The sequence below is a fragment of the Alkalicoccus urumqiensis genome (assembly GCF_002993335.1).
GTDB lineage: Bacteria > Bacillota > Bacilli > Bacillales > Salisediminibacteriaceae > Alkalicoccus > Alkalicoccus urumqiensis.
The window spans coordinates 34,441-42,808 of the sequence record NZ_PVNS01000018.1 but is presented as its reverse complement, the minus strand read 5'-3'; the positions used below and the strand labels follow the sequence as shown (position 1 = coordinate 42,808).

Annotated in this window: 7 protein-coding genes and 4 tRNA genes; 1 reads left to right on the top strand and 10 read right to left on the bottom strand. The window is 53.5% G+C overall.

Features of this window, described 5'->3' with window-relative positions:
- A partial coding sequence (locus C6I21_RS16615) for a hypothetical protein (RefSeq protein ID WP_181186280.1) occupies window positions 1–194 on the top strand: 194 nt, incomplete at its 5' end.
- Window positions 195–664: 470 nt separating this feature from the next.
- On the opposite strand, the gene C6I21_RS15260 is transcribed toward C6I21_RS16615, so the two are convergent.
- From C6I21_RS15260 to C6I21_RS15215, 10 genes are all read right to left on the bottom strand, one after another.
- On the bottom strand, window positions 665–1,927 hold the full coding sequence (locus tag C6I21_RS15260) for a S1C family serine protease (RefSeq protein WP_105960350.1): 1,263 nt from the start codon (window positions 1,925–1,927) through the stop codon (window positions 665–667).
- Between the two features lie 269 nt (window positions 1,928–2,196).
- Window positions 2,197–2,991 (bottom strand): MBL fold metallo-hydrolase, encoded by a 795-nt coding sequence (locus tag C6I21_RS15255; RefSeq protein WP_105960349.1) that lies wholly within the window; start codon window positions 2,989–2,991, stop codon window positions 2,197–2,199.
- 15 nt (window positions 2,992–3,006) lie between these two features.
- A complete protein-coding gene (locus C6I21_RS15250) occupies window positions 3,007–3,798 on the bottom strand; it encodes a two-component system regulatory protein YycI (RefSeq protein ID WP_181186279.1) in 792 nt (263 codons plus the stop codon).
- Window positions 3,785–5,146, bottom strand: coding sequence for a YycH family regulatory protein (locus tag C6I21_RS15245; RefSeq protein ID WP_105960347.1), 1,362 nt, complete (start codon window positions 5,144–5,146; stop codon window positions 3,785–3,787). Before C6I21_RS15245 ends, C6I21_RS15250 begins: the two co-directional genes overlap by 14 nt.
- On the bottom strand, window positions 5,133–6,998 hold the full coding sequence (gene walK, locus C6I21_RS15240) for a cell wall metabolism sensor histidine kinase WalK (protein ID WP_105960346.1): 1,866 nt from the start codon (window positions 6,996–6,998) through the stop codon (window positions 5,133–5,135). The genes C6I21_RS15245 and walK overlap by 14 nt, the downstream gene beginning before the upstream one ends.
- A 3-nt stretch (window positions 6,999–7,001) precedes the next feature.
- Window positions 7,002–7,709, bottom strand: coding sequence for a response regulator YycF (gene yycF, locus C6I21_RS15235; protein WP_105960345.1), 708 nt, complete (start codon window positions 7,707–7,709; stop codon window positions 7,002–7,004).
- 196 nt (window positions 7,710–7,905) lie between these two features.
- Window positions 7,906–7,981: transfer RNA gene (locus C6I21_RS15230), tRNA-Phe, on the bottom strand.
- A gap of 17 nt (window positions 7,982–7,998) precedes the next feature.
- A tRNA-Asp gene (locus tag C6I21_RS15225) sits at window positions 7,999–8,074 on the bottom strand.
- 24 nt (window positions 8,075–8,098) lie between these two features.
- Window positions 8,099–8,175: transfer RNA gene (locus tag C6I21_RS15220), tRNA-Met, on the bottom strand.
- Between the two features lie 90 nt (window positions 8,176–8,265).
- Window positions 8,266–8,340: transfer RNA gene (locus C6I21_RS15215), tRNA-Glu, on the bottom strand.
- Window positions 8,341–8,368 lie beyond the last annotated feature (28 nt).

The window sequence follows — 8,368 nt, the reverse complement described above, 5'->3', positions numbered from 1 at the left end:
GGAGGCCCTGCCGACGAAAGCTGCTCTTTGCTTTCTTCGGCAGGGGTGAAGGAACCTCGAGCGAGTGGGCGCTGCAGCTGGACAATGCTTCGATTGAAGAAGCATGGCTCCGCGCGGCCGCGCCGCATGGCAGAAAACCGCTGCCCTGCGGCTCAAACCAAAGGCCGGCTCCGCTCATGCTTTCAGCCGCTTGACGCGGTATGGATTTTCGCCTCGTTCGGATCCTCCCGGAGTCGACGGCCTCCGGTTTCGGCAGGTAGGAAGAAAACGCTTGATAGAAGCGGTCCCTTTTGCACAGTGAATACTGTCATTCAATCGAATTGTACGAGGTCATCCTCGCCTTATAGACATCGATCCCGCTGCGGATCATTTGTATTTCACCTCTATTTTACTACGCTTCGAAGCGTTCGGCAGAGACGCCGGTGGGATTTAGCGCAGTCTGAAGATCCTTTCTCAGGGCGAAAGCCATGAGAAATAGCTGAAGACAAGCCCACGGCAAGCTTCTGCCGAGTAGCGGAGAAGCTCTACCACCAGAAACAAACGGTAAATGCAGCAAAACGTTGAAATGCTGCAGCCCTTGGCATACCTGCTTGGAAGAGGCTTTGGATTTTATACATTCTTATTAGTCAAAAAAAGCCTCCCGCTCAAAGCGGAAGGCCGGTCGTTAAAATACCTGTTCCTCGAGAGTTAATTCTGTTGTCGTCAGCTCGCCATCGCGGTAATAGCTTACTTCCATCGTATCACCGATACTAACTTCGGTGTAAAGGTACTTCCGCAGGTCGTGGGCGTCGGTAATTTCCTGTCCATCGAGCTCGACGATGACATCTCCTTCCTGAAGTCCTGCTTCCGCGGCCGGAGTGTCCGGCTGTGCCTGTTCGACATACACGCCTCCTTTAATATCTTCCGGCAGGCCTAACGTGCTCTCCCAGTGGAAGGACGGAATTTCCTGCAGGGAGCGGAGGACGATGCCCATCTGTGGACGCTGTACTTCGCCGTACTGCTCCAGATCCTCAATGACCGGCTGTGCAATCTGGGTCGGGATGGAGAAACCGATGCCTTCTACTGCACTCTGGGCAATTTTCATCGAGTTGATCCCGATGACTTCCCCGCTGCTGTTCACAAGAGCGCCGCCGCTGTTACCCGGGTTGATGGCTGCGTCCGTCTGCAGTACTTCAGCTTCCCAGTCCGGCTGACCGTCGCCGTTTAAATCCACGGGAATACTCCGCTCTACGGCGCTGATAATACCAGCTGTAACCGATCCTTCAAAGGCAAGCGGATTTCCGATAGCAATCGCCGTCTGACCGGCGCGGAGCGCTTCAGAATCGCCGAAATCTGCGGTCGTATCGACGTTTTCTGCGTCGATCGTCAGTACGGCGAGATCCGTGAGCACATCTTCGCCGACGAATTCCGCCGGCACGCGGGAACCATCTGCGAGCGTGACGTCCACATCCGTCTGCCCGGTGGCAGCGCCGTTAATGACATGCTGGTTCGTGACAACGAAAGCGCGGTCTTCCTCTACTTTATAGATGATACCGGACCCAGTGCCTTCTCCGCCGCCGCCACCGCCTTCCGGTGAGCCGAGAACGCCGGTGTTCTGATTCATGTTCACAATGCCGACGACAGCGTCGGATACGCGGTCGACCGCTTCGGTAACATCAACAGCTTCGGAAGGTGCTCCTGTATTATCCGACTGCGGTTCAATGCTGTCTGTCTCCGGTGCTGTCTCTTCTTCCTGCGGTGATTCCTCTGCCTGATCGTTTTCTCCCATATCCAGTTCATACGGCAGGAAACCGTAGGACGACAGCGTCGGAATGGAGAAAATAACGAGAAGGGCGCCAAGTACTGCCCCAATAAATCCGTATATACCGGAACGCCCGCCATTCTGCTTTTTCTCCCGGCGGGTGTAGTCCTGATCGTAGTATCCCATCGATAACAACCTCCCCTTTTATCTGCCGCCTGTCTTTGTCGAAGACGGACGAAACGGCTGTAATTCTATTGTAAGAAGAAGTGAGCAGAACGTCTATTGTCAGGGCTTCTGTTTGAGAATTTTCCAAACAGGAGCGTCATTCCTTTCATAGTTACCCATGTTTTGGCTGTTTTCTCCCTGTTCTGTCCATTTTCGTGCGTCATTGTTCTTAGATATCATCAGATAGAAAAAGCTGCAGCGGTGGATGCCTATACCGCTGCAGCTTTTTTCTATACTTCTTTCAATCCGGTCGGGGATTCCGGATCGGTATCAAACAGACGAAAATGTTCCCCGGGATGAACGTCCTCTGCCGTAAGTGTCTGTTCGACGGTCATTCTGGCGAGGTCCTTCATGTTGTTGTCCTTGCTCAGGTGGGCCAGGTAAATATCGGCTTTGTGGCTGCGCACAAGTTCCGCCAGCGCCATGCCGGCATCTTCATTGGAAACGTGGCCTTCATCGCCGAGAATGCGGCGCTTGACGTTCCACGGATAGCGGCCCATCCGGAGCATGCTGATGTCATGATTCGACTCGAAAATGAGCGTATCCGCTTCACGGGCCATGCCGATCATCCGGTCACTGACGTAGCCGGTGTCGGTTAAGATGGTCAGTTTTCTTCCTTCGTGCATGAACGAAAAAAACATCGGCTCCACGGCATCGTGCGAGACAGCGAAACTTTCCACATCGAGGCTGCCGAACGTTTTTCTGGCGCCGGTTTCAAAATGGAATTTCTGTGCCGGATCCACGGTGCCGATCATGGAGTCCATCGCTTTCCACGTCCGGTCATTGGCATAAATCGGGAGCTTGTAGCGTCTCGCGAGAATGCCGAGCCCTTTCACGTGGTCGCTGTGTTCGTGCGTCACGAGAATACCGGAGAGGCTGTCGAGCCGGATGCCCGCATCGGCAGCAAGCGCTTCGAGTTTTTTGCCGGACAGGCCGGCATCCACCAGAAACCGCTCCGTGGCTGTCTCTACATATATCGCGTTGCCGGTGCTTCCGCTGGCAAGCACGCTGCACTTCAACGTCATGCGGTACCCTCCTGCTTAGTTACTCATCGATGTCTGTATTTCACCGCGGAGTGCATCGACGAAGTACGTGTCATCGTCCACGGTGATCCGCCATACCGGCGCGAAAATTTGAAAGTCGGTGTCAATTTCCAGCAGGTTGTAATACCCAAGTTCTGCCGCGGATACTTCGCGCTCCCCGCCGACGAGAACCTGATTTTCCTGAAGCAGTATATCAATGACTTCAAGCGGTGTCAAAAGCTCCTGTTCTTCGCCGGTGGCGGTGATCGTTAAATAGCGCTGCGTATATTGGACAATTTCCCCGCTGTCATTGAGCTCCAGCTCAAGATGGAATGCCTCCCGCTCGTATTCGTCGATTTTACTGCCTTCATACGTCTGATACAGACCGACGCGGCCTTCTTCTTCGTCGTAGGCAGCCACTTCATATTCCTCCCCGCGGAAAACGAATTCCTGCAGAAAGGCATCGGCGCTTGCCTGGATGTTGGCGGTGACGAGCGAATACGGCGATTCCAGCTCGGAGCGGATTTCCAGACCGTCGTCGCTCACCGACAGGTTCTGCTCTTCGAGGGACTGGTTTAAGAAAACTTCTTCAAACACCCGCCACTCGCCGCTGATCATACCGCCTTCCTCTTCCACCTCTTCATTATTGATGTTAATGTCGATTTCCTCACTGAGACGGGATTCCAGATTCACGGAGGCGAGTTCCGGAAGATCGCCGTGCTGCTGCTTCAGTGTCAGCTGATAGCCGAGGAAAATGTTGAGCAGCATGAACGTGATAATAAAAATGGTTTTCGTTCTACTCCAGTCCATTCTCCACCTCCGTTCCCGCGTCCGGAATTGTGATCCGCTGCCACTGGCCGCGGACTTCCACGTACCACGACGGCTCGAAAACGGCGATGGAGTTCTGTACGCGCATGTAGTAGCCGATCCGGGCGTTTTCAACGACATCTAGGCCGAAGAGTTCCTCCGATTCAATATAGGATTCCACTTCTGCAAACGAAGGCAGTTCGATCCGTGTGCCGATCTCGAGCGGTTCTTCGCTCATGCGGAACATCGGACGGGTGTAGTTTGTGATATTGGCGCCTTCCCGGGTCAGCTGGATCATATAGTGGTCCGGGTTGTTCGTATCGGCGCTCAGCACCGGATAGCCGTCCATATGAAGCGAGTAGGAAGCCTGGTCGTTAAAGCCGGATTCGCTCCAGGAAGTCATGAAATATCTGTCGGTCCAGCCGCTGTGGCCGTTGACGAATTCCTGGGACGTGCGGAGCACTGATTCACTGGCGCCGAGGCTTCCGGTTACAATATCCGGCTGCACGTATTCAAGCGTCGTGTCGTCGTTTTCCAGCTGCATGTAGCGGCTGCCATCCGTAAAGTAGCGTTCGCCTTCTTCCGGGTATTCCTGAACAATACTCGGGTCGGCAAACAGCGACTGTACGAACGTGTCCGCTTCCAGTTCGATAATGTTATAGGTGAGAAGTTCTTCTTCCACCCGTTCGGCCGGAACATAATGAATCTCCTGGAACACGCGCTCCTCCTCCGGCTGAAACACTCTCGCTTCCACCGGAATCCGCTGCATGCCGGCATTCCGCGTATAACCGGTCAGCTCCGCTGCTTCGAGGGTGGTTCCCGCTTCGTACACGTTATCGCCTTCCAGGTCGATAAATCGGATGACGACATCATCCTCTTCGGTCACCGTGAGAAGTATGCGGTCCGCCTGCTCCATGGAAGGAAGGACCCCCCGCTCTCCTTCTTCTTCGGGTACCGTTAAAATCTGTTCAAGCCAGCGCTCCTGAAGCGGCGAGTCAAATTGAATTTCCAGTCCGTTAAATGACTGCAGATCCTCTGACGTAAGCCCGTTTGTCTGCTCAACTGCTTCGATTTCCACTTCCCGGAGATCCTCCATCAGCTGCACGTAGTTCTCTGCCGACTGCTGCAGCAGAAACGATGCCTCCTCCTCATGAGAAATCACCGCAGAAGGGTAGAAGAGTTCGGAGAAAGCTTTCGTTTCGCCGATCGACTCCACCTCTGTAAACGCCTCTTCGGGATCATCCAGCTCCGAATACGCCGGCTGGTATGTCCAGACGAACCACGTAAGGACGAGACTCGTTAATACCATTGTCCACAATACTGCTGTTTTCACATGTTCAATCACCGGCATGCTGCATCACCGCCTCCTGCGTGTAAGGGAGGCTGAAGGAAAATGTCGTTCCTTTGCCCCATTCACTGCTCACCCAGATATTTCCTCCGTGGGAGAGAGCAATTTCCCGGGCAATGGCAAGCCCGAGACCGGTGCCGCCGAGATTGCGGGACCGGGCTTTATCGACACGGTAGAACCGGTCGAAAACGTGGTTGACGTTGTCTTTTGGAATACCGACCCCTTCGTCTTTCACACTGACGACGATCCTCGACTCCTCTGTCCGGAGCGTAACGGTGATCGTGCCGCCTTCCGGGGAGTACTTCACGGCGTTGGACACGATATTGTCCATCAGCTGGGTCAGTTTATCCCGGTCGCCGAAAACAGTAATGTCCTGCTCCGGGATTTTTCGTTTAAACTGGATCTCCTGGTTTTTCGTCGACATTTCAAACCGGTCCACGATATGATTCACGAGCTGCGGCGCATCGACTTCTGTCATCTGCATCTGCTCGTCCCGGCCGTCCATTTTCGACAGCTGCAGCAGGTCGTTGACAAGCCGGATCATGCGGTCCGTTTCATTCGCGGTCACGCTGAGAAACTGCGGTGCGATATCCGGATCCTGCATCGCCCCGTCCTGAAGCGCCTCCAGGTAGCTTTTCATGGAGGTAAGCGGCGTCCGGAGCTCGTGGGAGACGTTTGCGACGAATTCCCGGCGCTCCTCCTCGATCCTCTCCTGCTCTGTCACATCGTGCAGCACAGCGATAACCCCGTTTTCTTCCCCGTTCTCTTTGGAGATCGTTGAGAAGTTCGTTTCGATCGTCATTTTTTCATCCGCTGTATCAAAATCGAGAAGCAGCGGGTCCTGGAAGCGGTAAAAATCCTCCAGCTTCATGAATTTATCGAGGTTCAGCACACGTGTCAGATCCGTGCCGACCATGTCTTCCTGCCGGCGGGCGAGAATTTCCTCGGCACGTCGGTTGACGAGAATGACCTTACCGTCGCGGTCCGTGGCGACGACGCCGTCAGTCATGTGCATCAGAACGGATGCAAGCTTTCTCCGTTCGCCTTCTGTCGTGGCATTTGCTTCCTGCAGCTTGTCGGTTAAGTCGTTAAATGTGTCGGCAAGCTGGCCGATCTCATCGTCCCCGTACACTTTAACGTACTGCGAGAAATCCCCCTGCCCCATAATGACAGCCTGTTCTTTCATATCCACGATCGGCCGGGAGATTGTTCTTGATAAAAAGATACCGAGCGCTGCGGTCATCCCGAGCGCAAGAACCGTTCCGGCAAACAGAATCTGGTTCGTTTCCTGAAGCTGATCGTAAATACCTTCCATCGACGCCTGGATGTCGATCGCTCCGATGATTTCCTGTGTCTGGGATTCAATCGGAATCGTCATGACGAGAACCCGGTCGTCGTTTTCCGGATCGCGCATGATCTCCCCATCGTAATCCGTACTTCCGGTTACGAGCGATGGGTAGACACGCATCGAATAATTCCCCTGGCCGGGCCGTCCGCTCCTCGAGGGATTCGTTGTGGCCAGGATGTTCCGGTCGCTGTCTACGACGACAACATCGGCGTTGTCGAGATTGAATACGTCGCTTCGGATGATGTCATTAATCCGCGACTGCCGGACTTCCTGCACGTCCTGGCCTTCCTCCAGTTCATCTTCGATATCGGCGGTCATTTCCTGGGAAATATTATAGGCGAGCAGGCCGGCCCGCTCGTTTAAGTTTTCCCGGAAGTTCGCCTCGAGCTGGTCTTCCAGCTGTTGTGTAAAGTATACCCCGATCAGCTGCATGGCGATAAGAATGAGCAGTACATAAATCGCCACGATTTTGACGTGGATCGATTTATAAAAGCGAAGTTTTTTCATGCATTAACTCTCCTGCTCTGCCTGCCTCAGGTAATAGCCGACGCCGCGTCGTGTTACGATCCACGTCGGACTGCTCGGGTTGTCCTCCACTTTTTCACGCAGCCGGCGTACGGTTACATCGACCGTGCGGACATCGCCGAAGTAGTCGTATCCCCATACGGCCTGCAGCAAGTGTTCACGCGTCATGACCTGGCCGGTGTGGCGCGCGAGGTAATGAATGAGTTCGAATTCCCGGTGGGTCAGCTCAATCGGATCTCCGCGTTTTGTCACCAGATAGGCGTCCGGCTGGATGAGAAGCGGGCCGATCTCAATATTTTTGTTCTCGGATCCGCTTTCATCCGACTTTTGATTACGGCGCAGGTTCGCTTTCACCCGCGCGACGAGTTCCCGCGTACTGAACGGCTTGGTGACGTAGTCATCCGCGCCGAGTTCCAGACCGAGCACTTTATCGATCTCCGAATCCTTTGCTGTCAGCATAATAATCGGCATGTCGTACGTTTTCCGTACTTCCCGGCATACTTCCATTCCGTCTTTATACGGCAGCATGATATCAAGCAGAATAAGACTCGGTACGTGTTCTTTTACGAGCTCCACTGCTTCATTCCCATCATACGCACAGACCACGTCAAATCCTTCTTTTTCCAGTCCAAACTTTAAAATATCGGCAATTGGTTTCTCATCGTCTACTACGAGAATCTTTTCCTTATCCATGTGGTCGTTCCTCCTGTACACTCGACTTCTTTCCCCATTTTAGCATACTAATGCCGGGGAACATATTTCCACTGTATTACAGCCCGGTCCCGGCTTATGGCAGAGCACCAATTGCTTTTCTTCATACAAAAAAACTATCCGACCGCAGTGGTGGATAGGAATTTTCTATCGTTATAAATGCTCGTGTGTACATCAGTGGTGGCTCGGGACGGAATCGAACCGCCGACACACGGATTTTCAGTCCGTTGCTCTACCGACTGAGCTACCGAGCCCTCTGAAAACAAAAAAATGGCGGTCCAGACGGGAATCGAACCCGCGATCTCCTGCGTGACAGGCAGGCATGTTAACCGCTACACCACTGGACCACTTACGTGTTTATTTATGTAAATTGGTTGCGGGGGATGGATTTGAACCATCGACCTTTGGGTTATGAGCCCAACGAGCTACCAGACTGCTCCACCCCGCGGCAATAAGAATGTGGGTTCGTTTGAGAACCGCAACAGATTTAATTCTACTCTTTTTTCACGCTGGTGTCAACAGCTGCTGAAAAAAGAAATGGTGACCCGTACGGGATTCGAACCCGTGTTACCGCCGTGAAAGGGCGGTGTCTTAACCACTTGACCAACGGGCCATGCTATCGCCTCAGCGACATATATTAT

Bases quoted from the DNA above. Each gene is read 5' to 3' on its own strand.
- C6I21_RS15260 (WP_105960350.1), bottom strand. From the start codon at position 1,927: ATGGGATACTACGATCAGGACTACACCCGCCGGGAGAAAAAGCAGAAT.
- C6I21_RS15255 (WP_105960349.1), bottom strand. From the start codon at position 2,991: ATGACGTTGAAGTGCAGCGTGCTTGCCAGCGGAAGCACCGGCAACGCG.
- C6I21_RS15250 (WP_181186279.1), bottom strand. From the start codon at position 3,798: ATGGACTGGAGTAGAACGAAAACCATTTTTATTATCACGTTCATGCTG.
- C6I21_RS15245 (WP_105960347.1), bottom strand. From the start codon at position 5,146: ATGCCGGTGATTGAACATGTGAAAACAGCAGTATTGTGGACAATGGTA.
- walK (WP_105960346.1), bottom strand. From the start codon at position 6,998: ATGAAAAAACTTCGCTTTTATAAATCGATCCACGTCAAAATCGTGGCG.
- yycF (WP_105960345.1), bottom strand. From the start codon at position 7,709: ATGGATAAGGAAAAGATTCTCGTAGTAGACGATGAGAAACCAATTGCC.